This is a genomic window from Ensifer sp. Root954, from assembly GCF_001429005.1.
In the GTDB taxonomy this organism is placed as follows: Bacteria; Pseudomonadota; Alphaproteobacteria; order Rhizobiales; family Rhizobiaceae; genus Ensifer; species Ensifer adhaerens.
Genome location: NZ_LMJM01000001.1, coordinates 492,055 through 518,770, shown reverse-complemented (window position 1 = coordinate 518,770; position 26,716 = coordinate 492,055). Strand labels below are relative to the sequence as shown.

Genomic DNA, 26,716 nt, shown 5'->3' with positions numbered 1-26,716 from the left:
CGCAAAACTGTGCATCGGTTTTGCGGCAACGAGACGCATAAAAACAAGAGCTTACAGTCTGGCGTGTGAATCCTTTGTGACGCGACAGGCTTTAGGCGCCACGCGCTGGAGCAGCCTCACCTCAGAAGCCGAAAGACTGCTGTGCGGGCTTGGCCTGTTGCTCCTCCAAATGGACGCCTTCCAGTTCGAGCATGCGCGTCTTGGTGGTCGAACCGCCCGGCGCTGAAAACCCGCCGATCTTGCCGCCGGCGGCCAGCACCCGGTGGCAGGGGATGATCAGCGATACCGGGTTCTTCGCCATGGCCTGGCCAACATCGCGTGCTGCTTCCGGCCCGACGCCCAGTTCCTTGGCAAGCGCGCCATAGGTCGTGGTCTGGCCCCAGCGCAGCGCCCGCGCGGCCGCATAGATGCGCAGGAAAAATTCATCCTGGCCTTGCAGATCCACCGCGAAGCCGGAGAAATCGACCTCCCTGCCCTCGAAGTAGTGCCGCACGGCTTCCACCGCCGCCCGGATTACCGGCGTCGGCTCCGACGCCTCGCTGGAAGGCAGCCGCCGCAGCAACAGCCGCTCGGTCGCCTCTAGCGTGCCGGTCGGCAGTTGAAAGCGCGTGATGCCGACATCGTTCCAGGCGATGCCGCAGAAACCGGCCGCGGTCTCAAAGATGAAATAACGATGCATCGCCTGACCCATCGGCCTCGCCTCCACTTGTACGCCTCCCTCAAAAATCGTGCAGGACGCCGCCGAATTCAACCCGTTTCCTGCCTACGCGACCGCCGTTTTGGCACAGATTGCCCGGAGCCGCGCACGCCACCAAATGCCGTCATTTGCGAAAGCTTTACGCTTGTCGGGCATGGTTTCGCGCGAACATCAGGAGACGATGGTGGACATCCTGCATACCCCGACGATCATGCTCAGTTCGTTCGTAACGCTGGTGATCTTCGCCGCTTTCTTCGGTTTTGCCTGGCGGCAGGAGCGCAAAAGCCTCGAACTGCTTCTGTGGTCCTTGGCCTTCGCCATCGGCGCAGTCGGCTTCGTCCTGTTGACGCTGCGCGGCGACGGCTACAACTTCATCACCATCTCGCTCGGCAACGCGCTCGCGGTGCTGGGGCTCGCGATGATCTGGCTGGGCTTGCGCGCCTTTGACAATCAGCCGCTCAAGATCGCCTCCGCGCTCGTCGGGCCGCTCCTGTGGATCGTCGTCACCTATTCTTCAGACTATGTTCGCGAGAGCGTCACAAGCCGGATCGTGCTCTACTCGATCCTGATCTTCGCCTATTCGGCGCTGATCGCGCACGAGATCTTCCGCTCGGAGAATTTCCGCAAGCTCCCGAGCTCCTACATCGTCGCCTTCGTGTTCGCCACCCATGGCCTGCTCTATCTCGCCCGCATCCCGCTGATCCTGATCTGGCCGCTCGCCGGCAACACGGCCGCGGGAACTTCGCAGCCGCTCTGGTACCAGTTGCTGACCTTCGAGCTGTTTTTTCACAGCCTCGCCGGTGGCTTCGCCTTCTTCGCCATGGTCAAGGAGCGAACCCAGCAACGCTACAAGCTCGCCTCGGAGACCGACGCGCTGACGGGTGTGCCGAACCGCCGTTCGTTCCTTGCGCAGCTGGAGACCCATCTCGCCACGCAACCGGCCAAGGGAGCACTGCTCTATCTCGACATAGACCACTTCAAGGTGATCAACGATCGCTACGGCCATGCGGTGGGCGACCAGGTGCTCGTGGAATTTGCCGGGATCCTCTCGAAGGCCGTGCCGCGTGACGCCCTGATCGCGCGCATGGGCGGGGAAGAATTCGCCGCCTGCCTCCCGCAGGCGGATCGCGCCGACGCGATCGCCATTGCCGACAGCATTCGCACCGCGCTCGAAGCGCGCCGGCTGAGCACGACCAAGGGCGTGCTGTCGGCAACGGTCAGCATCGGCATTGCCTTTGCCGACCGGCACGAGGATGTGCACGCGATCATTTCCGCCGCCGACGCCGCGCTTTATGCCGCGAAGGCCGCCGGCAGAAACAGCGTTTGGTCGGAAGATCCGTCGGGCGTGCCGCAGTTTGCAGCGGGCTCGATCGCACCCGCCGAAACGGCGGCGACGCTTCTATCATTAAGCCCTGCCAGAAGCAGTGCTGCGACACGGCGGCCCACCGGCTCCTGAACCTTCCGCATCCCGAAAACGAACGATCGGCCGGGCACCCCGCTATCGCGACCCGCCGCCTATCCGTTGACGCGCTTTACCAGCGCGAGCGAGGCAGCCGAGACAAGCAAGGCGCCGCCGCAGCCTCGTTCCATCCAGCGCCGCATCGACGAGGCGGCAAACTGCGTCGTCTTGAAGCCGACAAGAGCGTAACCGAACATGACGGCAAACTCGACGACGGTGAACACGGCGGTAAGCGCCAGGAACTGCGGCAGTTGCGGCGCGGCCGGGTTGATGAACTGCGGCAGCAGTGCGGAGAAGAACAGGTAGGCCTTGGGGTTGGTGATGGCCACGATCATGCTGTGGCGGCAGATCGCAAGCGCGGATTCCGTGCGAACGAGATCGCCGTTTTCGGCGCCTTGCGTTTCCGCTTTCTCGGCTCTACCGGGACGAAGCATCTTGTAGCCGAGCCAGGCGAGATAGCCGGCACCCGCATATTTGACGACCGAGAACCAGAACTCCGACGCGGCAAGGATGGCGCCGAGGCCGGCTGCCACGGCGGCGATCAGGAAGAAGTCGGAAAGGAGCACGCCGATCATCCCGGCAACCGCCTTTTTCATGCCGAAACGAGAGCCATTGGCCATCGCCAGGATCACGTCCGGGCCGGGCGTGACCACCGCGATGAAGGTGACGGCCGCAAAGGCAGCCATGGTGCTGATGTCCATGAACGAGCTCCTCCCGTGAGCGGCCTATCTTTGGCCGTTCAGATCGAACGTGTAAAGCACCGCCCGCTCAACCACGCATCGGTTCTCACCTGGCGAATTGCGCGTTGCGGGAAGGAACACGCCCGTCGAAGGACAGTTGAACAGCCTTTCCGGATCCGGCATCGACGGCATGAATGTGCAGATGCGGCTCCGTGCTGTTGCCAGAGTTGCCGACAGCGCCGATCGGATCGCCGGCGAGAACCCGCGCCCCGATCAAGGCGGTCACGCTCCCCTTGCGCAGATGCGCCAGTTCCACCCGCATGCCGTCGCAGGCAACGATCACGTGGTTTCCAGCCGGGTTGCCCCGATCCGCCTCGGGCGGGGGCAGGTCGGGCAGCCCATCCACTGCCGCGACGATCTCTCCCTCGCACGGGCTGACGACGGTCTTGCCGAAGATGGCATAGTCAGCGGGATCCCTAGGTAGCAGGCCGAACGCCCGGAAGCCGGCGTCGCCGATCGCCGTGATGTCGAGGGCATGCCGTTGCACCGGGTGATCGCTGTGATGATTGAGCACGCCGATGCCGCCGCCCTGAGCGACGACGAAGCGACCACCGGCCAGCGGAAACGATAGCCCGCGCGGACCGTGCTGCGAGCCGATGCCCCAGGCGACATAGGCGAGTGCTGCACCGAAGACGAAAAGAGAGGCTACGGTCGGCACCAGGCTGCGCGCCAATGCTCCGCGATCCAGCGACAGCCAGGGCCGGCGCCAATGTCGGGGCAACGAAACCAAAGACGCCGCGACCGCGAGCGCGGCCAGCGCCGCCCGGGTCCAGAAGCCGGCGATGTCCCAGCGGTTGAGAAGTCCGATCAGGGTGAGCAGCACGACGGTCTCTGCAAGCGCCAGCAGCCAGCCAAGCCGCGTCGGTTCATTCAGCCGCCACAGTCGCCAGATGAAGGCAAGCGGCAGCAGGATGCTGAGAACAAGCAGAAAACCGACGACAACGACCATGATCCCTCCTGTTGCACATGACGGCGCTGTTTACACAGGGAAAAAATAGGGATATTTTTTGTCCTTAATAGATGCGGGCGGCATCTGCCGGACGAAAAAAAGATCGTTAGAGCGTATGATCCTTAAGAGCCAAGTCGAATGGGCGTTGCACTGTTGCGCCATTCTCGCCGGCCTGCCCGAGGGCCGCTACCTATCGACCAAGGCGCTGGCCGAATTCCACGGACTTCCGAAGGAGTATCTGTCGAAGGCGCTGCAGAGCCTGTCACAGGCGGGCCTCGTCCACACGACCCTCGGTCCTTCGGGAGGCTACCGGCTGGCGAAAGCGCCGGCGGAACTGACTTTCCTCGATATCGTCGAGGCGGTCGAAGGCCGGTCGCGCACCTTCGTCTGTACCAATATCCGGGCCAACAATCCCTGTCGGGCGCCTGGTTACTGCGACGAGACCCCCTGTGCGGTGGCGCGCATCATGTGGGAGGCGGACGAAGCCTGGCGCGACAAGCTGCGAAGCGTGCGCCTGTCCGACCTGATGGAAATCCTCTCGAAGGAAATTCCCGCCGATCTCTCGAAGCGAAGCTTTGCCTGGGTGCTAGAACGCGCCGGATGAGCGGCGCCGGCCGCGGTTTCAGCAGGCGAAGCGTAGAGATAGGCCTGCGCCGGCAGATGCTCGGCAACTTGGCTGGCCCCAACGGTTGGGCCGAAAGAAGGGCCGGCTGCGCGATCGGCAGTCGGCCCTTGGCATGGCGTCACTTCGTCATCGGAAAGGTCAGTTCCTTTTCGGCGGTGTCGACGACGAAGACCGCCAGCAGCTTGGCGGGCGCGGTCTTGCTGCCGTTGGCGCTGACGCCGTGACGGTCGCCCGGCATCTCGGAGAAGCTCTCGCCGGCCTTGTATTCCTTGACTGGACCATCATTGACCTGGCTGAGGATCGAGCCTTCGAGCACCGTCGCATAGATGAAGGCCGTGCTCGCATGGGTGTGCGCATCGGACGAGCCGCCAGGCCCATATTCCACCAGAACGCCCTTAATGCTCTTGCCCGGAACGTTCGGCAATTCATGCTCATAGACGAGCGTCACCTTGGCAGCGTCACCGGCGACGGCGGTCCCGAACAGGGTTGCGGTAACGGCGAGGGTGGTGAGGAGAGACTTGATCATGTCGAAAATCCTTTCAGATGAGGGAGATGCGCGACGCGCGCGCCTCCGGTTCGGTTACTTGCGGGGTGCCGTTGCGAACCACTCTTCGAAGGTGATGCGGCCGAGGCGGGGATTGTTGTCGGAAACAAGCGAGCCGTCCTCGAGCAGAGCGCCGAAATAGCGCGCCTCCCGGTCCGGCTCGACCTTGCGATTGTCGCCCATCGCCCTGAGATAGCGGGCGACGAGATCGCTGAGGCGCGAGCGCTCCGGACCCGCAATCTCGATCGTGCCGTTGACGGGATCGGCGAGCGCCACGTCGGTCATGGCATCGGCAACATCGTCTGACGCGATCGGCTGCACATAGGCCGGCGACAGACGCACGAGGTCGCCGACGGTTCCCGATTGCGCGATCCCGCTCAGGAACTCCATGAACTGGGTCGAGTGCACGATCGTGTAGGGGATGCCACCGGCCTCGATCAGCTTTTCCTGCGCAAGCTTGCCGCGGAAGTAGCCGCTTTCCTGCAGCCGCTCGGTTCCGACCACGGAAAGCGCGATATGGTGTTTGACGCCGGCAGCCTTTTCGGCGGCAAGCAGATTGCGGCCCGACGTCTCGAAGAATTCGAGCACCGCCCTGTCCTCGAACGAGGGGGAGTTGGCGAGGTCGACGACGACCTCGCAGCCGCTGAGCGCTTCGGTGAGCCCCTCTTCCGTGATCGTATTGACGCCGGTGTTCGGGGAGGCGGCAATCACCTCGTGTCCGCGCTTGCGCAGGCGTTCGACCGTCTTCGAACCGATGAGGCCGGTCCCGCCGATGATGACGATTTTCATGGGATCCTCCATCGGCGGCGCCCATCGCGCCGCCGTGCATGATGGTTGCAGAGCGCGGGCTCAGTTGAGCCCGGCTTTGTCGAGCCCATAGAGCTTGTCGGCCGAGCCGGGCACGGACTTGAACGCGACGCTGACGCGGTTCCAGGCGTTGATGGCCATGATGGAGAAGGTCAGATCGGAGATCTCCTTTTCCGAAAGCTGGCCGCGCACGCGCTCATAGAGCTCGTCCGGAACGCCGCCCTCGGGCAATTTCGTCAGCACCTCGGTCCAGGCAAGTGCTGCGCGTTCGCGCGGCGCAAACAGGTTCGATTCCCGCCAGATTGCCACGTGGTAGAGGCGCAATTCGCTCTCGCCGTGGATCTTCGCCTCCTTCACATGCATGTCGACGCAGAACGCGCAGCCGTTGATCTGCGAAGCCCGCAGATTGACGAGATCGCGGATTGTCTGCTCGATGACGCTGTCCTTCAGGCTGAGGCTGAAGTCGGAGATTTTCTTGAAGAACTCGGGTGACTGCTGGGCATAGTTGAGGCGCTGGGTCATGGCTTTGCTCCTAATTAAGGACATCTATTATCCTTATGGATACAAGATATCCTTAATCGATGGACAGTAAAGCGCGCCGGGGGTAAACTCGGCGCATAAGGCTTATGTCGAAACGTTTGGGGGAAGCCGGATGGACATCGTTTCTGCGCTCAGAGCCTTCCTGCGGGTGGCGGAGACCGGCTCGTTTTCCGCGGCTGCCAACGATCTCGGCCTGACCCAGCCGGCGGTATCACGCCAGGTCTCGGCACTCGAGGAGCACCTGAGCATGCGTCTTCTGCACCGGACGACGAATGCGCTGGCGCTGACCGCCGAGGGGGAACACATGATCCCGATGGCGCTCAAAGTTGTCGAGGCGGTCGATGCTCTGAACGAGGCTTCCTGCGGCGAGACCGGCCTCGTGGCGGGCCGCGTGCGGCTCACCGTGCCCGCGCCGCTCGGGCTCTATCTGAGCGATCGCCTGGCCGCCCTGCTCGCCCGTCATCCGGGGCTTTCCGTAGAGATGTTGTTTCGCGAGGAACCATCGGAACTGGTTGGGGAGGGCATCGATCTGGAGGTTCGCTTGGGTCCGGTGTCGGAGGGCGGCCTGATCTGCCGGCGGATCGGCTGGACGACCGCGTTTCTGGTGGCGGCACCCGACTATCTGAACCGGCGCCCCGCGCCAAAGATTCCCGACGACGTCGGGAAGCATGAATGCATCTGCTACAGCCGCGCCGGCGACGGCCGCCAGTGGACGTTTTCCGACGGCTCCGGCGACGTTTTCGTGCGCATCGCGCCCCGGCTCGTCGCCAACAGTGCCGTGGCCGTGCATCGCGCGGTGCTCGCCGGCAACGGCCTTGCGATCCTCTCCCATATCCTGGCCTGCCCGGACATCGAGGCTGGCCGCTTGGTCAACGTCATGCCGGCATTCCCGCCGGCGCGCCTGCCGATCAGCGTCGTCTATCCCTCGCGCAGAAACGTGCCGCTACGCGTGCGCACCGTTCTCGATTTCCTTGTCCAGGTGGTCCGGGAAGACCCGCTGATGGCCTCCGCCTCCTGACCGTCGTTTGGGTCAGCGCTGGCCGGCCGAGGCGCGCAGGGGCAGCCCGCCATAGGCCTTGATCTCCTTCAGCACGAAGGTCGTCTGCATCTCCTTGATGCACGGCAGGCGCCGCACGACCTTCATGGCAAAATCCGAATAGGAATCGAGATCGGCAGAGACGACCTGGAGGAGAAAATCCGCATCGCCGGCAATGCTGTAGCAGGCAACGACGCTGTCGAGTTTCATCACCTCCTCGGCGAAGGCGTCCGCCTCCGCCTCCGTATGGCTGTCGATCTTTACCCGGATGAAGGCGAGCACCCCAAGGCCGATTTCCCGGCGATTGAGTACCGCCATGTAGCCCTGGATGACACCGTCGTCCTCCAGTTGCCGTACCCGCCGCCAGCAGGGCGAGGTCGACATGCCAACCTCCTCCGAAAGCGCCTGGTTGCTCAGGCGCCCGTCACTTTGCAGCGCGGTCAGGATCTTTACATCGGCGGGTGTCAGGGTGGCGGGCATCTTCTATCTCATTTTCTGCTCTATCGGGATGAATCTACCCCATCTTGGCAATTTCTCGCAACATCAGAAAGATACTGCCTCGCCACACGGTCTATTCTCCCGGCCGACCCAGCCTTTGAGAAACAGAGAGGAAACAGACCACGTGCTTCAGGACACCCGCCTCGCCATCATCGTCAATCCCGAACTGACACCCGGTCATCTCGCCAACACGATCGCCGCGATCTGCATCGGCATCGGCTCGGCGATGCCCGGTCTCGGTAACCAGCGGCTGACTGACAGCAGGCAGAACACCATCGACATCAGCTCCAACCGGCCCGTGCCGATCCTCCAGGCCGATGGCGCGACGATCCGTGCACTGCTCCTGAAGGCACTGCCGAAAGAAGACGATCGTGTCGTCGTGCCGTTTCCAGCCTTCGCGCGTTCGCTGCACAGCTATGCCGACTACGAGACGCAATTTCCGGAACGGGATCTCGCGCAGGAGACGATCGACGGCATCGGTCTTGCCGGCGACGTGAAGTGGGTCAGATCGCTGACGGGATCGCTGAAATTGCTGCGATAGGACAAAAGCACGCGCAACGGCACGGCGGGTCGGAGCCCGCCGCTTCCGGTATGTACATTTTTTTCACCGGAACCAGACCAATGCCAGGATTGGTGGCGACACATTCGCAACACCAACAGCCATTCGCTCGGAAAGGCCGCGCTTTCCGACTTGACGGCCTCTTCTCGCCTTGACGGGACCCGCCCCGCGCGACAAGCTCTGAAAACAATTTTCAGAATATCAGAATTCCTTCACATACCGCATCGGCTCGACGGCTCCCGCCCGCTGCCGAGGGTGCATCGCGCGACACGCTATCCGGGGAACAATGCGCATGACCAACCAACGGCTCATCATGCTGATCTTCTTCCTGCAACCGATCGCCTTCGGCGCCTGGCTGCCGCGTATTCCCGACGTGCAGCAAAGGCTCGGCCTCGGCCCGGCGGAACTGGCGATCGCGCTGCTCGGCATGCCCGTCGGCATTCTGCTGACCCTGCCGTTTGCCGGCCGTTTTGTCGCCTGGATCGGCGGCCGTGCGACCATCCTCTACGGCTTCGTCGTCTTTCTGGCGCTCGTCTGGCTACCGACATGGGCCCCGAACATCGAGGTGCTCTTCGTGGCGCTCGCCATCGTCGGCGCAGCGTTGACGACGCTCGAACTCGGCCTCAATGTCGAGGCCGACGCGATCGAGAAGCACTCCGGGCAGCTGATCATGAGCACCTGCCACGGCTTCTGGAGCCTCGGCATCATGACCGGCAGCCTGGTTGGCGTCGGCTTCGCGGCGCTGCACGTGGCACCGGAATGGGCGGTGCCGCTGACGGCGGCAGGCATGTTGCCGATCAGCGTCTACTTCGCCCGGAAGCTGCCGCTCCTGAAGACCGGCGAGGCCGCGGCTGCCGAAGCGGCGCCCTCCAGACGCAAGCTGCCGGGCTGGGCATTGCTTGGCGTCTGCTTCTTCGTCTTTGGCATCACCATGACCGAAGGCGCCGTCGCCGACTGGTCGGCGGTCTTCCTGCGCGACATCTTCGGGCTTTCCAGCGCCAGCGCCGGTTTCGGCTACTCGATCTTCGCCTTCATGGTGGCTGCCGGGCGCTTTGCCGGCGACCGGCTGAAGGCGAGCTACGGCCCGGTTGCGGTGGCACGTGCCTGCGGTATCGCCAGCATTAGCGGGCTCATTCTCGTGGTGGTAAGCCCCGCCGCCTGGGCAGCGCTTCTCGGCTTTTCTGCCATGGGCTTCGGCGTATCCGTCGGCTTTCCCTTCGCCGTCACCGCCGCTGCCGACCAGAAGGACCGGCCGGCGGCCGCGAGTGTCGCCATTCTGTCCTTCATCGCGCTGCTCGGCTTCCTGCTCGGGCCGCCGCTGATCGGCCTGATCGCCGAATACAGCGACATGCGCTTCGGTCTTGGCGTGCTCGTGCCCTTCCTCGCCGTCAGCCTGCTCTTGACCGGCCGGATCAAGCCCGCGGCCCGTCTGGACGTGCAAGACGACGCCCCGCAGGCCGCCAGCCGCGCATAAAGGCCACGGCAACAGACAACACGAAAAGCCCCGGCCATCCCAGGCCGGGGCTTTCGTCGTTCATCGTCTGGCGTGTCTTACTTGCGCGCCGCCATGGTGTTGTAGCTGGTGATGAGGTTGCGGTAGTCCGGGATGTGGTTCGAAAATAGCGTGCCGAGACCCTCGATGTCGTTGCGCCAGTCGCGATGCAGCTCACAGGCAACGCCGAACCAGGTCATCAGCTGAACGCCGGCGGCGGTCATGCGCGACCAGGCGGAATCGCGGGTCACCTCGTTGAAGGTGCCGGAAGCATCCGTCACCACGAAGACCTCGAAGCCTTCCTCGATCGCCGAAAGCGCCGGAAACGCCACGCAGACCTCGGTCACGACGCCGGCGATCAGCAGCTGCTTCTTGCCGGTGGCCTTCACCGCCTTGACGAAGTCCTCATTGTCCCAGGCGTTGATCTGGCCCGGACGGGGAATGAAGGGCGCATCGGGAAACTGTTCCTTCAGCTCCGGAACCAGCGGGCCGTTCGGGCCATCCTCGAAGCTGGTTGTGAGAACCGTCGGCAGCTTGAAGTACTTGGCGAGATCACCGAGCGCCAGGACATTGTTCTTGAACTTGTCCGGGTCGAAGTCGCGCACCAGCGACAACAGGCCGGTCTGATGGTCGACGAGCAGGACGGCAACATCATCCTTGTTGAGGCGTACGTAGGGCTTGGTCATCGGAAGTCCTTTCCTTCGTTTTGTTTTCATCACCGCCAGCGGCCTTCGTTGCCGATCTGCTGTGATTGAACGTAAGCTACTGCAGGACCGTTGCCGCCAAAAGATTGTGAATTTCGACGCAGCGTCCTATGAATAGAACGATGCAGGACCTGAACGACCTCTATTATTTTGTCCAAGTCGTGGATCATGGCGGCTTTGCGGCTGCGGCACGGGCAACCGGTACGCAGAAATCCCGGCTGAGCCGGCGCATTGCGATGCTGGAAGACCGGATCGGGGTTCGGCTGATCCAGCGTTCGCCGCGCCGGTTCTTCGTTACCGATGTCGGCCGCGAATATTACCAGCGCTGCGTCGCGGTGTTAATCGAGGCGGAAGCGGCCGATGCCTTCATCGCGCAGCATCAGGGAGAGCCGCAGGGCATCATCCGGGTGAGCTGCCCGACCGCATTGATCTCGTTCCAGTTCGGCCGGCTCTTTGCCCGGTTCATGACCGCCCATCCGCGGATCGGCCTGCAGCTGGAAAGCACCAACCGGCGCGTGGATGTGATCGCCGAAGGTTTCGACGTTTCGATCCGTGTCCGGTTCCCGCCGCTCGAAAAAAGCGAGCTGGTGATGCGCAAGCTCGACGACAGTTCGCAATATCTCGTCGCCAGGCCCGGATTTCTGAAGGCGCCGATCGCTGAGCCCGCGCAACTGACGGGATTGCCGAGTCTTGCCTGGACTTCGGCCACGCACACCTATGAATGGCGGCTGGAAAGCGCCGATGGAGAACGGGCCGTCATCCGCCACGAGCCACGTTTCCTGACCGACGATATGGCGGCGCTACGCGAAGCGGCGCTCGACGGCGCCGGCATCGTGCAACTGCCGACGATGATGATCTGGAAGGACCTGGCAGCCGGCACGCTGGTGCCCGTGCTGCCGCAATGGCGCCCGGCGTCCGGCGTCGTGCACGCCGTCTTTCCTTCGCGGCGCGGGCTACTGCCCTCCGTTCGCACCTTCATCGACTTTCTTGCCCAGGAATGCGCCGCCGATCGCCTGGCGATCGACGAAAGCCTGGCATGGCCGGCAAGGCCACCCCATATCACGGCCTAACGCATCCGGCGCTCAACGGGCTCCCTTGACGTGCTACCCCGGCGGCCGCCCTCCGCGGACCCATGCGCTGGCCGCATAGTAGCCATTCCTTGCATATCGCGCCGCAACGCACGATCTTATTGGAGAAGCCGCGTTCGACGCCGGCTCCCCTCCTGGACTCACCCCAGTCGTAGACTTTTCCCCCGGCTTCGGCCGGCGCGGCCATTTCGGCTTGAACAATAGGGAAGGTAATCATGCAGACAACTGCCAAAACTCCCGACGCCAAGACACTGGATGCCATGACGCTGGATGAACGCTCGAACATGATGGCGCTGGTAGCGGAAGCGCTCGAGGCAACGGCCGAGAAGGCCTACGAGATCGGCGACGACCGGTTCGCCGAGAACTCGATCAGCCTCGCCAACATCATCATCGGCTGTGCGGACGACCTGGTGGTCGGCGACTTGCCAGCCGCCGAACTGCTTTTGCAGCAGGGCATAGCACTTCTCAGCCTGTTTCCGGGCGAACCCCGGGAATTCACCTTGCACTAGCCCTTGCAACCACGGCCGACGGCCAGTCGGCCGTGGTCAGGCGTCCCCGAGCGCGAGGTCGACCGCAGCAAGCGCGTGGATCTCGGTCGTATCGAACACCGGGACCGGGCTATCAGCCTGTGAAATCAAAAGCATGATCTCGGTGCAGCCCATGATGATCGCTTCCGCGCCCGCATCGACAAGCCGCGCGATGATGGCGCGATAGGCGTCGCGCGAGCTGTCTTTGACGATACCGGCAACGAGTTCGCGGTAGATGATCTCGTGCACCTTCGCCCGGTCTTCCACCTCCGGCACCAGCACATCGAGACCGAATTTTTCCGCCAAGCGACCTTTGTAGAAGTCCTGTTCCATGGTGAAGGCCGTTCCGAGCAGGCCGACTTTGCGAAGGCCCGCCGCCTTGATCTTCTCCGCCGTCGGGTCGGCGATATGCAGCAGCGGAATGGAGACGGCTGCCGAAACGTCCGCCGCCATCTTGTGCATGGTGTTGGTGCAGATCATCAGGAAATCGGCGCCGCCTGCCTCGAGACGTCGCGCTGCGGCGATCATCTCTCCCGTCAGGGCCGGCCAGTCGCCGTGATGCTGCAGGCGCTCGATCTCGCCGAAGTCCATCGACCACATCAGCGATTTCGCCGAGTGCACGCCGCCGAGGCGCGCGCGAACCGTCTCGTTGATGATGCGGTAATACTCCGCCGAGCTCTCCCAGCTCATGCCGCCGATCAGGCCGATGACCTTCATTCTCTTCTCCCTTTTCAATCCGGACTCCGGGCTAACAAATCCCGCGCCTTCGCGATAGCTCCCGCCCACTTATGCACCCTCCAGGACAAGGGTTCCGGCCCGCCGCTGCCGGCGGTTGTGACAAGACGACGACAGCCGGTTGACATTTCCGGCTTCGTGCCTTTTTATATTCCAAAATAAAGAACGACATAGCATAACTATGGAATATGAGGAGGAGAAAATATGAAATCGACTAAACTCGCATTGCTTATTGGAACCGCATTGGTGGCATCGGCAACTCTCGCCTTTGCGCAGGAAAAGGGCGGCGTGATCAACGTCGCGACGGTCGGTGAGCCGCCGACCCTCGACCCGATGGCATCGACGGCCGACCTCGTCGGCATAGTCTCGCAACACATCTTCGAGACGCTCTACACCTTCGACAAGGACTGGAAGCCGACCCCGCTTCTGGCGGCAGCACTTCCGGAGATCAGCGCCGACGGCAAGACCTACACGATCAAGCTGCGCTCGGGCGTCAAGTTCCACGACGGCACCGATCTCGACTCGAAGGACGTCGTCGCCTCGCTCGAGCGCTGGACCAAGGTCGCCTCGCGCGGCAAGCAGACGGCAACGACGATTTCCGGCATCGAAGCGATCGACCCGCTGACGGTGAAGATCTCGCTCACCACCCCTTACGCGCCGCTCGTTTCGCTGCTCGCCTTCAACAACTCCGCGGCGATCGTGCTTCCTTCCGAAAAGCAGGCCGAGCCGATGACTGATTTCGTCGGCACCGGCCCCTACCAGCTGAAGGAACGCAAGGCGGACCAGTACATCCAGCTCACCCGGTACGATGCCTACAAGTCGCCGGAAGGCGAAGCCAACGGCTATGGCGGCGCCCGCCACCAATATGCCGACGAAATCCGCTTCGTGCCGGTTCCGGACCCGAACACCCGCGTCGAAGCGGCCGTTTCCGGCCAGTATGACTATGTCGATTCTCTGCCGGTCGAATCCTTCGAACGCGTCAAGGGTTCGAGCGCTTCCGAACCCGTCATGCTGCAGCCCTTCGGCTGGCCTGTCTTCGTCTTGAACTCCGGCAACGGCATGACCAAGAACCTCGACCTGCGCAAGGCGATCCGCGCTTCGCTCAGCATGGAAGACATGATGGCGGCAGCCTTCGGCACCACAGACTTCTATGCGCTCGACGCCGCTCTCTACCCGTCGCAGTTTACCTGGCGGACCGATGCCGGCACCGAAGGCGCCTACAACATCGCCGATGCGGAAAAGGCTGGCGAACTCCTGAAGGCCGCCGGCTACAAGGGTGAGCCGCTGCGCATCCTGACGAGCCGCCAGTATGAGTTCCACTACAAGATGGCGCAGGTCGCGGCCGAGTATCTGAAGCTCGCCGGCTTTACCGTCGATCTGCAGGTGGTCGACTGGGCGACGCTGACCCAGCGCCGTGCCGACCCGACGCTCTGGGACATCTACATCACCCACAGCCCCTTCCTGCCGGAACCGGCCCTCATCGGCATGATGTCGACCAAGGCGCCCGGCAACTGGGATACGCCGGCGCGCGCCAAGGCGGTCGATGCCTTCAACGCCGAATCCGACCCGGCCAAGCGCGTGGCGCTGTGGGCAGACGTGCAGAAGGTGATCTTCGAGGAAGTGCCGTTCATCAAGATCGGCGACTTCAACGCGCTTTCGGCGAAGTCGAAGTCGCTCGACGGCGTCTCGCCGGCCCCGTGGCCGTACTTCTGGAACGCTTCGATCAAGAAGTAAGCTCCCCCTCCCAAGGGACTTCGGCGGGCAGCCGGGCCATGCGCCTGGCGCCCGCTCGAAGGGGCGCGTCACTCCACCCTTGCGGCGGAGCGCACAGGAAAGGTTCGAGGCCACCATGTTACGCTACATCTTCCAACGGCTGATGGGCATGATCGTCGTCATGGCGATTGTCGTCACGATCGTCTTCGTCATCGTCCGCGTGACGCCCGGCGATCCCGCCGCCGTCATGCTCGGTCCGGAAGCAACCCAGGAAGACATTACGGCGCTGCGCAGCCGGCTTGGCCTCGACCAGTCGCTCGGCCTGCAATATGTTTACTATATCGGACAACTGCTGCAGGGCGATCTCGGCCAGTCGATCTTCCTCAACCAGCCGGTCACGTCAGCACTGGCGGAGCGTGCCGAGCCGACCTTCTTCCTGACCCTGTTCTCAATCGTCATCGCCTGCGCCATCGCGCTGCCGATCGGCATCTATGCCGCCTACAGGCGCGGCTCCTTCGTCGACCAGGCGGCAACAACGCTTGCCATGCTCGCCGCCAGCATACCGAGTTTCTGGCTTGGCCTGATCCTGATCCAGGTCTTTGCCGTGCGTTTCGGCTGGTTCCCGGTCTCCGGCTATGGCGGCCCCGGATCCTCCTTCACCGAGCGCATGTATCACCTGACCTTGCCGGCGATCGCGCTCGGCGTCGTCTCCTCGGCGCTGATCCTGCGCTTTACCCGTGCATCGATGCTCGACGTGCTCGGCGACGATTTCATCCGCACCGCCCGCGCCAAAGGCCTCGGCGAACGCAAGGTGGTGATGAAGCACGCACTGAAAAACGCGCTGATCCCGATCCTGACGATCATTGGCCTCACCGCCGCCGTGCTGATCTCGGGTGCGGTTGTCACGGAAACCGTCTTTGGCCTGCCCGGCGTCGGCAATCTCGTCGTCTCCGCCGTGCTTCGCCGCGACTATCCCGTCATCCAGGGCGCGCTGCTCGTCATTGCCGCGCTCTACGTGCTGATCAATTTCGTGATCGACATGCTCTATCTCCTCGTTGATCCAAGGGTGCGCTACTGATGTCTATCACCGTATCTGCCCCCACCGAGAGCGAAGGCCGCAAGTTCGTCCGCCGGCTGTTGAAGCGCAAAACCGTTGCCTTCGGCCTGATCGTGCTCACCGTCTTCGTGCTGCTTGCCGTCTTCGCGCCGCTGATCGCACCCTATGCGCCCGGCAAGCTGTCGATCGTCAACCGGCTGCAGCCGCCGAGCCTGCAATGGTTCTTCGGCACCGACGAGTTCGGCCGCGATGTCTTCTCCCGCACCATCTATGCCGGCCGATTGTCGCTGCTTGTCGGTGCGGCGGTCGTCACGCTTGCAACCGTGATCGGCGTCGTGCTCGGTCTGCTCGCCGGCTTCTTTCCGAAGCTCGACACGCCGATCGCCCGCGTCATCGACGCGATGATGGCCTTCCCGGACATCCTGCTTGCGATCGCGCTGGTCGCGGCCTTGGGCCCCTCGCTGACGACCGTCATCATCGCGCTCAGCATCGTCTATGCGCCGCGGCTCGCCCGCGTGGTGCGCGCCTCGACACTGGTCATCCGCGAGCTTCCTTATGTCGAGGCGGCCCGCGCGCTCGGGATCTCGACGCCACACATCATGACGCGTCACGTGCTGCGCAATCTGCTTTCGCCCGTCCTCGTGCAGGGCACCTTCCTCTTCGCCCATGCGATGCTTGCCGAAGCCGGGCTTTCCTTCCTCGGCGTCGGCGTCAGCCCGGAAATCCCGACCTGGGGCACGATGATCGCCTCGGGGCGTCAATATATCGGCCAGGCCGACTGGGTAACGCTCTTCCCCGGCATCGCCATCGTGCTTTCGGTCTTGTCGCTGCAGATGGTCGGTGACGGCCTGCGCGATATGCTCGATCCCCGCCTCAGAAAGGACCTGTAAGTCATGACGACCGCAACATCGAACGCCGGTCCGGTGCTGATCCGGCAGGTGAAGCCCGTCGCCTTCGGCATGGCCGCGCCGGCTGAAACCACCGACATCCTCGTCGACGACGAAGGCCGCATCGCAGCCCTCGGCCCGAACCTGGAGGCATCAGGCGACGTGCGTCGCATAGAGGGCAAGGGCGCCTGGATCTCGCCCGGCTGGATCGACCTGCACGCCCACGTCTGGCACGGCGGCACCGACATTTCTGTGCGCCCGCAGCTTTGCGGCATGGAGCGCGGCGTCACCACGATCGTCGACGCGGGTTCGGCCGGTGAAGCCAATTTCCACGGCTTTCGCGAATACATCATCGAGCCGTCGCGCGAGCGCATCAAGGCGTTCCTCAATCTCGGCTCGATCGGGCTTGTCGCCTGCAACCGCGTCAGCGAACTCTCCGACATCCGCTCGATCGACATCGACCGTATCATCGCCTGCTACCAGGAAAACCGCGAGCACATCGTCGGCCTGAAGGTGCGCGCCAGCCACGTCATCACCGGTTCCTGGGGCGTGACGCCGGTGAAGCTCGGCAAGAAGATCGCCAAAATCCTGAAGATCCCTGTCATGGTGCATGTCGGCGAGCCGCCGGCGCTCTATGACGAGGTTCTGGAAATCCTCGGGCCCGGCGACATCGTCACCCATTGCTTCAACGGCAAGGCCGGTTCCAGCATCATCGAGGACGAGGACCTGTTTGAGCTTGCCGAACGCTGCGCCGGCGAAGGCATCCGCCTCGACATCGGCCACGGCGGCGCCTCGTTCTCCTTCCGCGTGGCGGAAGTGGCGATCGCCCGCGGTCTGCTCCCCTTCTCGATCTCCACCGACGTGCACCTGCGCAGCATGAACCAGTCCGTCTGGGACCTGGGCACCACCATGTCGAAGCTCTTGAGCGTCGGCATGCCTTTCGAAAAGGTGGTCGAGGCCGTGACCCAAGCGCCCGCCTCGGTCATCCGCCTGCCGATGGACAATCTGCTTACCGTCGGCGCCCGCGCCGAATTCACCCTCTTCGACCTCGTCGATAGCGAGCTTCGGGTCTTCGATTCACTCGGCGCCGAAGCGCACCTCAACCGCCTCTTCGAGCCGCGCTACGCGGTCATGGGCACCCACGTGGTTGCCGCCAATCGTTACCAGCCGCAGCATATCGAGTGCCCGGACCACAGCCACGGCTTCAGCTACCGCTAAGCCAGGGCGACAGAATACAGAAATGACAGGACAACGCGTGAACAGTATGGACCCGAAAAACGACAGCCCCGTCGCTGTCTCACCCTACGAACGCCTTCAGGCCCTCGGCATCAACCTGCCGCCTGCGCCACCGCCGATCGCCAATTTCGTGACGCATGTGCGCGAAGGCAACATCCTGTATCTCTCCGGCCAGGGCCCACGCGAGCCCGACGGTCATCTCTACGCCGGCAAGGTCGGCGGCGATGTCGACATCGACAGCGCCTATGACCACGCACGGTTAACCGGCATCAACCTGCTTGCGGTCATGCATGATGCGCTCGGAGACCTCGGAAAGGTCAAGCGCATCGTCAAGATCCTGGGCATGGTCAATGCCGTTCCGGATTTTGCCGAACATCCGCGCGTCATCAACGGCTGCTCGGACCTGATGATGGACGTTTTTGGAGCGGCCGGCAGCCATGCGCGCTCGGCGGTGGGTTTCGGGTCGTTACCCGGCAACATCACCGTCGAGATCGAGGCGATCGTCGCTCTGCACGAGTGACGACGGGAGGTCGGATCAGTGGCTGCGCCAGCCCATCATTTTTTCGATCCGCTCGGCGGAAACCCTGACGTGATCGGCGTAGAACGCCCGGTCGTCGAGGATTTTCTGCTCGGGCAGGACGATCGAGATCGTGGCAGCGCAATTGCCCTTATCGTCGAGGATCGGGGCTGCGACGCAGGCGACGGCATAGTCGGATTCGCCCGCCTGGATCGACAGCCTTGCGGAAAGCGCGCTTTCAGCCTGGGCGGAGAGCGCGGCCGGATCGATATCGGCGCGGCCGGTCGGCGAGGTTCGTGCGCAGCGGCGGAACAGCTCCAGCCGTTCGTCGGCGGGCAGATGCCCCACCAGAAGACGGCCCGACGCCGTCCAGTTGAGCGGCACGCGGGTACCGACGCGCGAGGTCACCTGGAAATGGCCGGGACCATCGGCCATGGCGAGCACCTGCATGTAGTCGCCGTCGCGGCCGCAAAGCTGGATCGTCTCGGCAACTTCACGGCCGAGGTCGTGCATCTCGCGGGTGGCGACGCCGAGGAAATCGAGCGAGCGGGCATAGGCAAGGCCATAGTGATAGAGCCGGTCGCCGAGCCAGACGAGCCCATCGGCATCGCGGCTAAGCAGGTTCTTTTCGACCATGTCGTCGACGATGACATAAGCGGTCGACAGCGGCGCGCCGACAGCCTTGGCAATCGCGTAGACGCCACTCGGGGAACCCGTCTCATAAAGGAAATCGAGCACCTGCAAGGCGCGATCCATGCCGCTCACGCGCGAGCGGCGCGGCTTGCCGGTCGTTTCCATATCGTCGGTCGGCTCGACGCCGGTCATCGTCTTGTCCACTGCTTCACTCCTGCACCGCTCGAAGGGCGTGCTGCCGGTAAAATCTCGGCTTCCGCTGCCGCCGCGCCGCCGATGGCGGCCGCGTCAGATAGCGCAAAGCCTCACTCATACTTCATTACTATGGTAGATATTCCGCGAAGACGGAATAGTCTACCCGCTTCGACCGCCAGAAAATCATATGGAGACCACTATGCCTGACCGTGACATTCGCGAAGCTCTCGGACTTCGTCCCGTTATCAACGTCTCCGGCACGATGACCAGCCTCGGCGCATCGATCGTGGTCCCGGAAGCGATCGCGGCCATGACAGGCATACTGCCGCAGTTCGTCGAGATCAACGACCTGCAGCGCAAGGTGAGCCCGGTGATTGCTCGGCTGACGGGTGCCGAGGCCGGCTTCATCACGGCGTCCTGCTCCGCCGGCATCAGCCTCGCCATTGCCGGCACCATGACCGGAAGCGACCTTGCCGCCATCGAGCGCCTGCCGGATACGACCGGCCTCAAGAATGAAGTCATTCTGCAGATGGGCCATGTGGTCAGCTACGGCGCGCCCGTCGACCAGGCGATCCGGCTTGCCGGCGCCAAGCCGGTGATCGTCGGCCAGGCGACGTCGGCCTATCGCTACCATATCGAAGGCGCGATCAACGAGCGCACCGCTTGCGCCGTCTACGTCGTCTCGCATCACGTGGTGCAATACGGTCTCGTCGGCCTCAGGGAATTTGCCGAGGTCTGCCATTCGAAGGGTGTGCCGGTCATCGTCGACGCCGCTTCCGAATACGACCTGCGCATCTTCCTCGATGAGGGCGCCGACATCGTGCTCTATTCCGGCCACAAGTTCCTGGGCGGCCCGACCTCCGGCATCGTCGCCGGCAAAAAGGAAATGGTGCGCAACACCTTCCTGCAGAACCTCGGCATCGGCCGCGGCATGAAGGTGGGCAAGGAAAGCATGCTCGGCGTGATGGCGGCACTTCAAGCCTGGGAAACCCGCGACCATGCCGGCATCCGCGAGCGCGAAACCGGTTATCTGAACCTCTGGCGCGAGACGCTCGACGGCCGTCCCGGCATCAAGCCGGTGATCGAGGCCGACCCGACCAACAACCCGCTCGACCGGCTGCGCGTCAACATCGACCCGCAGGAAGCCCATATCACCGCCTGGGATCTCGCCGATGCGCTGGCCCGCGGCGCGCCGCCGATCATCGTGCGAGACCACGAGGCCGAGCACAATTACTTCTACCTCGACCCCTGTAACCTGCATCCGGGCCAGGAGAAGATCGTCGCCAGCCGCCTCGCCGAGGAGCTCGACAAGGCGAGAGCCTCGAACGAGATCATCGCCACGTCGCTCGCCGAACGCAACGCACGCCGCTTCGCCGGCCTGCTGCGCTGGCCCGACTGACCCGACGACCAACTAAGATACGCGCAGCATCTGACGGAGGAAACGAGATGACCGAGACCAAAGCCCAGCCGGACCGTTCGACGGCGCCCGTTCTCTCCGTCGAGAACCTGACGACCTCTTTCCTGGTCGACGGCGCCTGGAAGCCTGTCGTCCGGGACATATCGTTTACCGTCGCGCCCGGCGAAACCGTGGCGATCGTCGGCGAATCCGGCTCGGGCAAGAGCGTCACTTCGCTCTCGATCATGCGGCTCCTGCAGAAGGAGACGAGCCGCGTCGAAGGGCGGGTGATGATGGGCGGGCGCAACATCCTCGACTTGCCGGAATCTGAGATGCGCCGCGTGCGCGGCAACGATGTCGCGATGATCTTCCAGGAGCCGATGACCAGCCTCAATCCGCTGTTCACCATCGGTGACCAGATCTCCGAGGCCCTTCTCTGCCACAGGCCAATGTCGAAGGCCGACGCCCGGGCGGAAACCATCCGATTGCTCGAAAAGGTCCGCATTCCCTCCGCCGCCTCGCGCTTCGACGAATACCCGCACCGCTTCTCCGGCGGCATGCGCCAGCGCGTGATGATCGCCATGGCGCTCGCGAGCCGGCCGAAGCTCCTGATCGCCGACGAGCCGACGACGGCGCTCGACGTCACCATCCAGGGCCAGATCCTCGACCTGATCAAGGTGTTGCAGGAGGAGGAAGGCACCTCGGTGCTCTTCATTACCCACGACATGGGCGTGGTCGCCGAAATCGCCGACCGCACGGTGGTGATGTTCCGCGGTGACGCGGTCGAGACCGGCAACACCGAGGACATCTTCCTTCGGGCGAAACACCCCTATACCCGCGCACTGCTCTCGGCCGTGCCGATGCTCGGCTCGATGAAGGGCGAAAGCCAGCCGATGCGTTTTCCCGTCATCGACGCCGCGACCGGGCTGCCTTCGGCGACGGCGGAAGCCACCGATACGGTCCAGGCCGGCCGCAAGCCGATCCTCGAGGTCAAGAACCTCGTCAAGCGCTTCGACATCCACGCCGGCTTGCTCGGCAAGCTCAAAGGCCGCGTCCACGCCATCGAGAACGTCTCCTTCAGTCTGCAGCCGGGCGAGACGCTGTCGCTCGTCGGCGAATCCGGCTGCGGCAAGTCGACGACCGGCCGGGCCATCATGCGGCTGATCGAGCCGGAAAGCGGCTCCGTGACGCTCGACGGCCAGAACGTCCTCAAAATGGATCGCAGGCAGCTGCGCGAAATGCGCCGCACCATGCAGATGATCTTTCAGGATCCTTTCGCGAGCCTCAATCCGCGCATGACGGTGGGCGCTGCGATCGCCGAACCCTATCTCGAACACAAGCTCGGCACGGCACGGCAGGCGCGTGAGAAGGTCGCCGACCTGCTCGAACGCGTCGGCCTGCAGGCCGACATGGCCGCCCGCTACCCGCACGAGTTCTCCGGCGGCCAGCGCCAGCGCGTCTGCATCGCACGCGCCTTGGCGCTCGACCCGAAGCTGATCGTCGCCGACGAGTCTGTCTCGGCACTCGACGTCTCGATCAAGGCACAGGTCATCAACCTCTTGCTCGACCTGCAGGCGAGCCTCGGCCTTGCCTATCTTTTCATCTCGCACGACATGGCCGTCGTCGAGCGCGTCAGCCACCGGGTCGCCGTGATGCATCTCGGCGAGATCGTCGAAATCGGCTCGCGTGCGCAGGTTTTCGAGAATCCGCAGCATCCCTATACGAAGAAGCTGATGGCCGCCGTCCCAATCGCCGATCCGACCCGTCGCCATGCGCGCCGCAATGTCGCGAGCGACGAGCTGAAGAGCCCCTTGCGCGCGCCCAACTACGTTCCGGAAACGCGGCGCTTTCAGCAGGTCGCAGACGATCACTTCGTCCAGGTCTGACCGGGTTGCACCTATCGGGCCGCATCCGGCACGCTGAAGACGTACCGGGTCTCGCGTGCCCTTCGATGCGAAAGGCCAATCGTTCGACGACCGTCAGAACGGCAGCCGGGCGTTCTCCTTGACTTCCTTCATCACAAAGAAGGTGCGCGTCTGGCGTACCCCCGGTAGCGCAATCAGCTTCTGACCGTGCAGTTTGTTGAAGTCCGCCATGTCTCGGACCCGGATTTTCAAAAGATAGTCGAAGTCGCCAGCAACGAGATTGCAGTCGAGCACTTCCTTCATCTCCAGCACCGCGCCCTCGAAGGCCGCAAAGCTCTCGGGCGTCGAACGATCGAGCACAACGCCGACCATCACCAACGCTCCGAGACCGACCGCTGCCGGCGCGACCTCCGCCCTCACACCGGTGATATGACCCTCTTCGAACAACCTCTGTGTTCGCCGATGACAGGTCGCCGGACTGACGTTTACCCGCTCGGCAAGGTCGGCGTTGGTCAGCCGTCCTTCGGATTGCAGGGCACGCAGGATCTTGAGATCGATCCGGTCAAAATCATCATCGGAAGAATCTTTCATTATCTATCCCGTTTATTGAAGAAAATCAAAACTTGATCGGAACTGTATTCTATCCAGCGAAATTTTGACAGCAATTTAGAGAGCACCTTTCACGAGACTTCGCCTATCCTTCTCCTACAATTTTCACACGGAGGCCTGGATCATGTCACTGCTTGAGAAGTTCGAACGCTACCCCCTCACCTTCGGCCCGACGCCGATCGAGCATCTGCCGCGACTGACGGCGGCGCTCGGCGGAAAGGTCGCGATTTACGCCAAACGCGACGACTGCAATTCCGGCCTCGCCACGGGCGGCAACAAGCTCCGGAAGCTTGAGTATATCGTGCCCGACGCAATCGCTTCGGGCGCCGATACGCTGGTCTCGATCGGCGGCGTGCAGTCGAACCACACCCGCATGGTCGCCGCCACTGCTGCCAAGATCGGCATGAAATGCGTCGTCATCCAGGAAAAATGGGTGCCGCACTATGATGCGGTCTATGACCGCGTCGGCAACATCCTGATGACACGGCTGATGGGGGCGGACAGTCGACTCGTCGACGACGGTTTCGACATCGGTATTCGGAAGAGCTGGGAAGATGCGATCCAGTCGGTTAAGGATGCCGGCGGCAAGCCCTACCCGATCCCGGCCGGCGCCTCGGTGCACAAGTATGGCGCACTCGGCTACGTCGGCTTTGCCGAAGAGGTGGCGGCACAGGAAAAGGAGCTCGGCTTCACCTTCGACTACATCGTCGTCTGCGTCGTCACCGGCTCCACCCAGGGCGGCATGATCGTCGGCTTTGCCGCACAGGACCGCGCCAATCGGGTGATCGGCATCGACGCATCGGGCACGCTCGAGCAGACCCGCTCCCAGGTTCGAAAGATCGTCGACTCGACGGCCGAACTGGTTCGCCTCGGCAGGGCGATCCGCGAAGACGAGATCGTGATCAATCCCGATTACGCCTATCCCGCCTATGGCGTACCATCAGAGGAAACCAACGAGGCGATCCGGCTCGCGGCTCGCACCGAAGCGATGATTACCGACCCTGTCTATGAGGGCAAATCCATGCAGGGGATGATCGACCTTACCCGCAAGGGATTCTTCCCGGAGGGGTCTCGCGTTCTCTACGCCCACCTCGGCGGCGCACCGGCGCTCAACGGCTACAGCTACTACTACAAGGACGGCTGAGTCCTTGGCCTAGACTGTCACCTTACGTCCTTCTCCATCGGAACCTGGCGATGACCGACACGACCCATCTGAAGACCATTGAAAAGCGCCTGCTCTGGCTCTCCCACTGGATGATCCATCACGCCAACCACATCCGGCCGAAGGTCGACGGCATCAAGACTGGGGGGCATCAGGCCAGTTGCGCCTCGGTCGTCTCGATCATGACCGCGCTCTATTTCTCGGCGCTCAGGCCGGAGGATCGTGTTGCCGTCAAGCCGCATGCGGCGCCGGTCTTCCACGCGATGCACTATCTGATGGGCCGACAGACGCGCGAGAAACTTGAGAACTTCCGCGGCTTTGGCGGGGCGCAGAGCTATCCGAGCCGGACCAAGGATGTCGACGATGTCGATTTTTCGACCGGCTCCGTCGGTCTCGGCGTCGGCATCACCGCGCTCGCCTCGATCGTCCAGGATTTCGTCCGTGCCAAACAATGGGGCGAGGGCAAGATCGGCCGCATGGTCGCGCTCGTCGGCGATGCCGAGCTTGACGAAGGCAACGTCTACGAGACGCTGCAGGAGGGCTGGAAGAACGCCCTCAGGAACTGCTGGTGGATCATCGACTATAACAGGCAGTCGCTCGACGGGATCGTGCGCGAGGGCCTGTTCGAGCGCGTCGAGAAAATCTTCGACGCCTTCGGCTGGGACGTGGTGCGGGTGAAATATGGCGTGCTACAGCGCGCGGCCTTTGCCGAACCGGGCGGCGAGAAGCTGCGCGACTGGATCGACGGTTGCTCCAATCAGGACTATGCGGCGCTGACTTTCATGGGCGGTGCCGTCTGGCGCAAGCGGCTTGCCGACGATCTTGGCGACCAGGGTGACGTCTCGGCGCTCATCGAGCGGCGCAGCGATGCCGAGCTTTCAGCGCTGATGGAGAACCTCGGTGGCAACTGCGTCGAGACGATGGCCGAAACCTTCGCAGCGATCGACCATGATCGGCCGACCTGCTTCCTTGCCTATACCATCAAGGGCTGGAGCACGCCGATTGCCGGCCACAAGGACAATCACGGTGGCCTGATGACGACGACCCAGTTCGCCGAATGGCAGGCGCATATGGGTGTCGGGCGCGGCGAGGAATGGGAGCCTTTCGCCGGAGTGGCGGATCGTCAAGCGCTCCAGGCGTTCCTCGCCGCGGTCCCTTTCTTTGCCGAAGGCATACGCCGCCACGCCGAGCACCGGCTCGAGGTGCCGCCGATCGCGTTTGAGACCCAGCGCGAGGTGTCGACGCAGATGGCCTTCGGCAAGATCCTCGACGATCTCGCCAAGGGCAAGTCGGACCTGGCCGAACGCATCCTCACGACGTCGCCCGATGTCACCGGCACCACCAGTCTTGGCGCCTGGGTCAACCGGCGCAAGCTCTTTGCCCGCCAGCCGCTCGCCGACGCCTTCATCGAGCACCGCATTCCATCGACGGCAAAGTGGGAGTTCACTCCGGAGGGCCAGCATGTGGAACTCGGCATCGCCGAGATGAATCTGTTCCTATTGCTCGGCGCCGCCGGCCTCAGCCATTCGCTCTTCGGGAAAAGGCTGATCCCGATCGGCACTGTCTATGACCCCTTCGTCTGCCGCGGCCTCGATGCGCTCAACTATGCCTGCTACCAGGACGCCCGCTTCATGATCGTCGGCACGCCCTCGGGCGTGACGCTGGCGCCCGAAGGGGGCGCGCACCAGTCGATCGGCACGCCGCTGATTGGGATCAGCCAGGACGGACTGGCAGCGTTCGAACCAGCCTTTGCAGACGAACTCGCCGTCATCATGGAATGGGCCTTCGACTACATGCAGCGCGATGGCGACAACGATCCGGACGAGCGCACCTGGCTGCGCGACGAGACCGGCGGCTCCGTCTATCTGAGGCTCACCACCAAGCCGCTCGAACAGCCGCTGAAGCGCGTCGACGATGATTTTGGCCAGGGTGCAATCGACGGCGCCTATTGGCTGCGCAAGCCAGGGCCAAACTGCGATGTCGTCATTGCCTACCAGGGTGCGGTGGCCGACGAGGCGATTGCCGCTGCCGGACTTATAGGCGAGGTCCGCCGCGACATTGGCGTGCTCGCCGTCACCTCGGCTGACCGTCTCAATGCCGGTTGGACGGCCGCCCAGCGCGAACGGGCCCGTGGCAACCCCCGTGCGAAAAGCCATATCGAGCGGCTGCTCGATCCGCTGCCCGGCCACTGCGCGATCGTCACCGTGCTCGATGGCCATCCGGCAGCGCTCTCGTGGCTCGGTGCCGTCGCCGGCCACCGCACCATCGCGCACGGCGTGGAACATTTCGGCCAGACCGGCACGATCGGCGATCTCTACCGCCACTTCCGGCTCGACCGCAACGCGCTCGCGGCATCCGCAATGGCGCTGACGGCAGGCCGGCGAACCGCTGCCGGACAAGCGGCTCTCCTCTTCCCATAGTTCAGCAATAGCCGTCCGAACTATCG

The 26,716-nt window shown here is 63.4% G+C and carries 27 protein-coding genes; 16 read left to right on the top strand and 11 right to left on the bottom strand.

The window, feature by feature from the left end; genetic code table 11:
- Positions 1-121: 121 nt before the first annotated feature.
- On the bottom strand, positions 122-691 hold the full coding sequence (locus ASE71_RS02295) for a methylated-DNA--[protein]-cysteine S-methyltransferase (RefSeq protein ID WP_060517696.1): 570 nt from the start codon (positions 689-691) through the stop codon (positions 122-124).
- A gap of 190 nt (positions 692-881) precedes the next feature.
- Here ASE71_RS02295 and ASE71_RS02290 point away from each other — a divergent pair, with 190 nt between their 5' ends.
- Positions 882-2,153, top strand: a complete 1,272-nt coding sequence (locus ASE71_RS02290) for a GGDEF domain-containing protein (protein ID WP_162251830.1) — start codon at positions 882-884, stop codon at positions 2,151-2,153.
- 59 nt (positions 2,154-2,212) lie between these two features.
- On the opposite strand, the gene ASE71_RS02285 is transcribed toward ASE71_RS02290, so the two are convergent.
- Both ASE71_RS02285 and ASE71_RS02280 read right to left on the bottom strand, forming a co-directional pair.
- Positions 2,213-2,857, bottom strand: coding sequence for a LysE family translocator (locus tag ASE71_RS02285; RefSeq protein ID WP_060517700.1), 645 nt, complete (start codon positions 2,855-2,857; stop codon positions 2,213-2,215).
- A gap of 85 nt (positions 2,858-2,942) precedes the next feature.
- Positions 2,943-3,845, bottom strand: a complete 903-nt coding sequence (locus tag ASE71_RS02280; protein ID WP_060517702.1) for a M23 family metallopeptidase — start codon at positions 3,843-3,845, stop codon at positions 2,943-2,945.
- 115 nt (positions 3,846-3,960) lie between these two features.
- Here ASE71_RS02280 and ASE71_RS02275 point away from each other — a divergent pair, with 115 nt between their 5' ends.
- The gene (locus ASE71_RS02275) at positions 3,961-4,449 is read left to right on the top strand and encodes an RrF2 family transcriptional regulator (RefSeq protein ID WP_034787539.1); all 489 of its coding nucleotides are present in this window, start codon (positions 3,961-3,963) and stop codon (positions 4,447-4,449) included.
- 139 nt (positions 4,450-4,588) lie between these two features.
- On the opposite strand, the gene ASE71_RS02270 is transcribed toward ASE71_RS02275, so the two are convergent.
- Genes ASE71_RS02270 through ASE71_RS02260 form a run of 3 tightly spaced genes read right to left on the bottom strand, consistent with a single transcriptional unit; the run spans position 4,589 to position 6,343 of the window.
- Positions 4,589-4,996 (bottom strand): cupin domain-containing protein, encoded by a 408-nt coding sequence (locus ASE71_RS02270; protein WP_060517704.1) that lies wholly within the window; start codon positions 4,994-4,996, stop codon positions 4,589-4,591.
- Positions 4,997-5,050: 54 nt separating this feature from the next.
- Positions 5,051-5,803 carry an SDR family oxidoreductase gene (locus tag ASE71_RS02265; protein WP_060517706.1) on the bottom strand — a complete coding sequence of 251 codons (753 nt, stop codon included), beginning with the start codon at positions 5,801-5,803 and terminating at the stop codon, positions 5,051-5,053.
- 60 nt (positions 5,804-5,863) lie between these two features.
- The gene (locus ASE71_RS02260) at positions 5,864-6,343 is read right to left on the bottom strand and encodes a carboxymuconolactone decarboxylase family protein (RefSeq protein WP_034787548.1); all 480 of its coding nucleotides are present in this window, start codon (positions 6,341-6,343) and stop codon (positions 5,864-5,866) included.
- Between the two features lie 130 nt (positions 6,344-6,473).
- On the opposite strand from ASE71_RS02260, the gene ASE71_RS02255 reads away from it, so the two are divergent.
- A complete protein-coding gene (locus ASE71_RS02255) occupies positions 6,474-7,379 on the top strand; it encodes a LysR family transcriptional regulator (RefSeq protein WP_034787550.1) in 906 nt (301 codons plus the stop codon).
- A gap of 12 nt (positions 7,380-7,391) precedes the next feature.
- Here ASE71_RS02255 and ASE71_RS02250 read toward each other — a convergent pair whose 3' ends face one another.
- The gene (locus ASE71_RS02250; RefSeq protein ID WP_034787553.1) at positions 7,392-7,877 is read right to left on the bottom strand and encodes an Lrp/AsnC family transcriptional regulator; all 486 of its coding nucleotides are present in this window, start codon (positions 7,875-7,877) and stop codon (positions 7,392-7,394) included.
- 142 nt (positions 7,878-8,019) lie between these two features.
- Here ASE71_RS02250 and ASE71_RS02245 point away from each other — a divergent pair, with 142 nt between their 5' ends.
- On the top strand, positions 8,020-8,436 hold the full coding sequence (locus tag ASE71_RS02245) for a DUF2000 domain-containing protein (RefSeq protein ID WP_060517708.1): 417 nt from the start codon (positions 8,020-8,022) through the stop codon (positions 8,434-8,436).
- Between the two features lie 310 nt (positions 8,437-8,746).
- Complete coding sequence (locus tag ASE71_RS02240; protein ID WP_060517711.1) at positions 8,747-9,928, top strand: MFS transporter; 1,182 nt, start codon at positions 8,747-8,749, stop codon at positions 9,926-9,928.
- A gap of 77 nt (positions 9,929-10,005) precedes the next feature.
- Here the strand turns inward: ASE71_RS02240 and ycaC are convergent, their stop codons facing one another.
- Positions 10,006-10,632 (bottom strand): isochorismate family cysteine hydrolase YcaC, encoded by a 627-nt coding sequence (ycaC, locus tag ASE71_RS02235; protein WP_034787558.1) that lies wholly within the window; start codon positions 10,630-10,632, stop codon positions 10,006-10,008.
- A gap of 140 nt (positions 10,633-10,772) precedes the next feature.
- On the opposite strand from ycaC, the gene ASE71_RS02230 reads away from it, so the two are divergent.
- Positions 10,773-11,720, top strand: coding sequence for a LysR substrate-binding domain-containing protein (locus ASE71_RS02230; protein ID WP_034787561.1), 948 nt, complete (start codon positions 10,773-10,775; stop codon positions 11,718-11,720).
- A 233-nt stretch (positions 11,721-11,953) separates the two neighbouring features.
- Positions 11,954-12,247 carry a hypothetical protein gene (locus ASE71_RS02225; protein ID WP_034787562.1) on the top strand — a complete coding sequence of 98 codons (294 nt, stop codon included), beginning with the start codon at positions 11,954-11,956 and terminating at the stop codon, positions 12,245-12,247.
- 36 nt (positions 12,248-12,283) lie between these two features.
- On the opposite strand, the gene ASE71_RS02220 is transcribed toward ASE71_RS02225, so the two are convergent.
- Positions 12,284-12,982, bottom strand: a complete 699-nt coding sequence (locus ASE71_RS02220; RefSeq protein WP_060517713.1) for an aspartate/glutamate racemase family protein — start codon at positions 12,980-12,982, stop codon at positions 12,284-12,286.
- Between the two features lie 222 nt (positions 12,983-13,204).
- Here ASE71_RS02220 and ASE71_RS02215 point away from each other — a divergent pair, with 222 nt between their 5' ends.
- From ASE71_RS02215 to ASE71_RS02195, 5 genes are all read left to right on the top strand, one after another.
- Complete coding sequence (locus tag ASE71_RS02215) at positions 13,205-14,734, top strand: ABC transporter substrate-binding protein (protein WP_060517714.1); 1,530 nt, start codon at positions 13,205-13,207, stop codon at positions 14,732-14,734.
- Between the two features lie 115 nt (positions 14,735-14,849).
- Positions 14,850-15,791 (top strand): ABC transporter permease, encoded by a 942-nt coding sequence (locus tag ASE71_RS02210; protein WP_034787569.1) that lies wholly within the window; start codon positions 14,850-14,852, stop codon positions 15,789-15,791.
- On the top strand, positions 15,791-16,660 hold the full coding sequence (locus ASE71_RS02205; RefSeq protein ID WP_034787571.1) for an ABC transporter permease: 870 nt from the start codon (positions 15,791-15,793) through the stop codon (positions 16,658-16,660). Before ASE71_RS02210 ends, ASE71_RS02205 begins: the two co-directional genes overlap by 1 nt.
- Before the next feature lie 3 nt (positions 16,661-16,663).
- Positions 16,664-17,875, top strand: a complete 1,212-nt coding sequence (locus ASE71_RS02200; RefSeq protein ID WP_034787575.1) for an amidohydrolase/deacetylase family metallohydrolase — start codon at positions 16,664-16,666, stop codon at positions 17,873-17,875.
- Between the two features lie 22 nt (positions 17,876-17,897).
- Positions 17,898-18,413, top strand: a complete 516-nt coding sequence (locus ASE71_RS02195; RefSeq protein ID WP_051659103.1) for a RidA family protein — start codon at positions 17,898-17,900, stop codon at positions 18,411-18,413.
- A gap of 15 nt (positions 18,414-18,428) precedes the next feature.
- Here the strand turns inward: ASE71_RS02195 and ASE71_RS02190 are convergent, their stop codons facing one another.
- Positions 18,429-19,235, bottom strand: coding sequence for an IclR family transcriptional regulator (locus ASE71_RS02190; RefSeq protein ID WP_034787939.1), 807 nt, complete (start codon positions 19,233-19,235; stop codon positions 18,429-18,431).
- A 202-nt stretch (positions 19,236-19,437) separates the two neighbouring features.
- Here ASE71_RS02190 and ASE71_RS02185 point away from each other — a divergent pair, with 202 nt between their 5' ends.
- Positions 19,438-20,637 (top strand): aminotransferase class V-fold PLP-dependent enzyme, encoded by a 1,200-nt coding sequence (locus tag ASE71_RS02185; RefSeq protein ID WP_034787581.1) that lies wholly within the window; start codon positions 19,438-19,440, stop codon positions 20,635-20,637.
- 47 nt (positions 20,638-20,684) lie between these two features.
- A complete protein-coding gene (locus tag ASE71_RS02180; protein ID WP_060517716.1) occupies positions 20,685-22,520 on the top strand; it encodes an ABC transporter ATP-binding protein in 1,836 nt (611 codons plus the stop codon).
- A 93-nt stretch (positions 22,521-22,613) separates the two neighbouring features.
- Here the strand turns inward: ASE71_RS02180 and ASE71_RS02175 are convergent, their stop codons facing one another.
- Positions 22,614-23,090, bottom strand: a complete 477-nt coding sequence (locus ASE71_RS02175; RefSeq protein ID WP_034787587.1) for an Lrp/AsnC family transcriptional regulator — start codon at positions 23,088-23,090, stop codon at positions 22,614-22,616.
- 142 nt (positions 23,091-23,232) lie between these two features.
- On the opposite strand from ASE71_RS02175, the gene ASE71_RS02170 reads away from it, so the two are divergent.
- Together ASE71_RS02170 and ASE71_RS02165 are read left to right on the top strand one after the other, a co-directional pair.
- Positions 23,233-24,252, top strand: coding sequence for a 1-aminocyclopropane-1-carboxylate deaminase (locus ASE71_RS02170; protein WP_034787590.1), 1,020 nt, complete (start codon positions 23,233-23,235; stop codon positions 24,250-24,252).
- A gap of 50 nt (positions 24,253-24,302) precedes the next feature.
- A complete protein-coding gene (locus ASE71_RS02165; RefSeq protein WP_060517718.1) occupies positions 24,303-26,690 on the top strand; it encodes a 1-deoxy-D-xylulose-5-phosphate synthase N-terminal domain-containing protein in 2,388 nt (795 codons plus the stop codon).
- The last annotated feature ends 26 nt before the right edge of the window (positions 26,691-26,716 follow it).

What these genes read in the sequence shown, in the direction of transcription:
- ASE71_RS02200 (WP_034787575.1), top strand. Translation starts at nt 16,664, where the DNA reads ATGACGACCGCAACATCGAACGCCGGTCCGGTGCTGATCCGGCAGGTG.
- ASE71_RS02190 (WP_034787939.1), bottom strand. Translation starts at nt 19,235, where the DNA reads ATGACCGGCGTCGAGCCGACCGACGATATGGAAACGACCGGCAAGCCG.
- ASE71_RS02275 (WP_034787539.1), top strand. Translation starts at nt 3,961, where the DNA reads ATGATCCTTAAGAGCCAAGTCGAATGGGCGTTGCACTGTTGCGCCATT.
- ASE71_RS02195 (WP_051659103.1), top strand. Translation starts at nt 17,898, where the DNA reads ATGACAGGACAACGCGTGAACAGTATGGACCCGAAAAACGACAGCCCC.
- ASE71_RS02295 (WP_060517696.1), bottom strand. Translation starts at nt 691, where the DNA reads ATGGGTCAGGCGATGCATCGTTATTTCATCTTTGAGACCGCGGCCGGT.
- ASE71_RS02205 (WP_034787571.1), top strand. Translation starts at nt 15,791, where the DNA reads ATGTCTATCACCGTATCTGCCCCCACCGAGAGCGAAGGCCGCAAGTTC.
- ASE71_RS02170 (WP_034787590.1), top strand. Translation starts at nt 23,233, where the DNA reads ATGTCACTGCTTGAGAAGTTCGAACGCTACCCCCTCACCTTCGGCCCG.
- ASE71_RS02185 (WP_034787581.1), top strand. Translation starts at nt 19,438, where the DNA reads ATGCCTGACCGTGACATTCGCGAAGCTCTCGGACTTCGTCCCGTTATC.
- ASE71_RS02175 (WP_034787587.1), bottom strand. Translation starts at nt 23,090, where the DNA reads ATGAAAGATTCTTCCGATGATGATTTTGACCGGATCGATCTCAAGATC.
- ASE71_RS02180 (WP_060517716.1), top strand. Translation starts at nt 20,685, where the DNA reads ATGACCGAGACCAAAGCCCAGCCGGACCGTTCGACGGCGCCCGTTCTC.
- ycaC (WP_034787558.1), bottom strand. Translation starts at nt 10,632, where the DNA reads ATGACCAAGCCCTACGTACGCCTCAACAAGGATGATGTTGCCGTCCTG.
- ASE71_RS02250 (WP_034787553.1), bottom strand. Translation starts at nt 7,877, where the DNA reads ATGCCCGCCACCCTGACACCCGCCGATGTAAAGATCCTGACCGCGCTG.
- ASE71_RS02265 (WP_060517706.1), bottom strand. Translation starts at nt 5,803, where the DNA reads ATGAAAATCGTCATCATCGGCGGGACCGGCCTCATCGGTTCGAAGACG.
- ASE71_RS02270 (WP_060517704.1), bottom strand. Translation starts at nt 4,996, where the DNA reads ATGATCAAGTCTCTCCTCACCACCCTCGCCGTTACCGCAACCCTGTTC.
- ASE71_RS02215 (WP_060517714.1), top strand. Translation starts at nt 13,205, where the DNA reads ATGAAATCGACTAAACTCGCATTGCTTATTGGAACCGCATTGGTGGCA.
- ASE71_RS02240 (WP_060517711.1), top strand. Translation starts at nt 8,747, where the DNA reads ATGACCAACCAACGGCTCATCATGCTGATCTTCTTCCTGCAACCGATC.
- ASE71_RS02255 (WP_034787550.1), top strand. Translation starts at nt 6,474, where the DNA reads ATGGACATCGTTTCTGCGCTCAGAGCCTTCCTGCGGGTGGCGGAGACC.
- ASE71_RS02165 (WP_060517718.1), top strand. Translation starts at nt 24,303, where the DNA reads ATGACCGACACGACCCATCTGAAGACCATTGAAAAGCGCCTGCTCTGG.
- ASE71_RS02285 (WP_060517700.1), bottom strand. Translation starts at nt 2,857, where the DNA reads ATGGACATCAGCACCATGGCTGCCTTTGCGGCCGTCACCTTCATCGCG.
- ASE71_RS02225 (WP_034787562.1), top strand. Translation starts at nt 11,954, where the DNA reads ATGCAGACAACTGCCAAAACTCCCGACGCCAAGACACTGGATGCCATG.
- ASE71_RS02280 (WP_060517702.1), bottom strand. Translation starts at nt 3,845, where the DNA reads ATGGTCGTTGTCGTCGGTTTTCTGCTTGTTCTCAGCATCCTGCTGCCG.
- ASE71_RS02210 (WP_034787569.1), top strand. Translation starts at nt 14,850, where the DNA reads ATGTTACGCTACATCTTCCAACGGCTGATGGGCATGATCGTCGTCATG.
- ASE71_RS02260 (WP_034787548.1), bottom strand. Translation starts at nt 6,343, where the DNA reads ATGACCCAGCGCCTCAACTATGCCCAGCAGTCACCCGAGTTCTTCAAG.
- ASE71_RS02230 (WP_034787561.1), top strand. Translation starts at nt 10,773, where the DNA reads ATGCAGGACCTGAACGACCTCTATTATTTTGTCCAAGTCGTGGATCAT.
- ASE71_RS02220 (WP_060517713.1), bottom strand. Translation starts at nt 12,982, where the DNA reads ATGAAGGTCATCGGCCTGATCGGCGGCATGAGCTGGGAGAGCTCGGCG.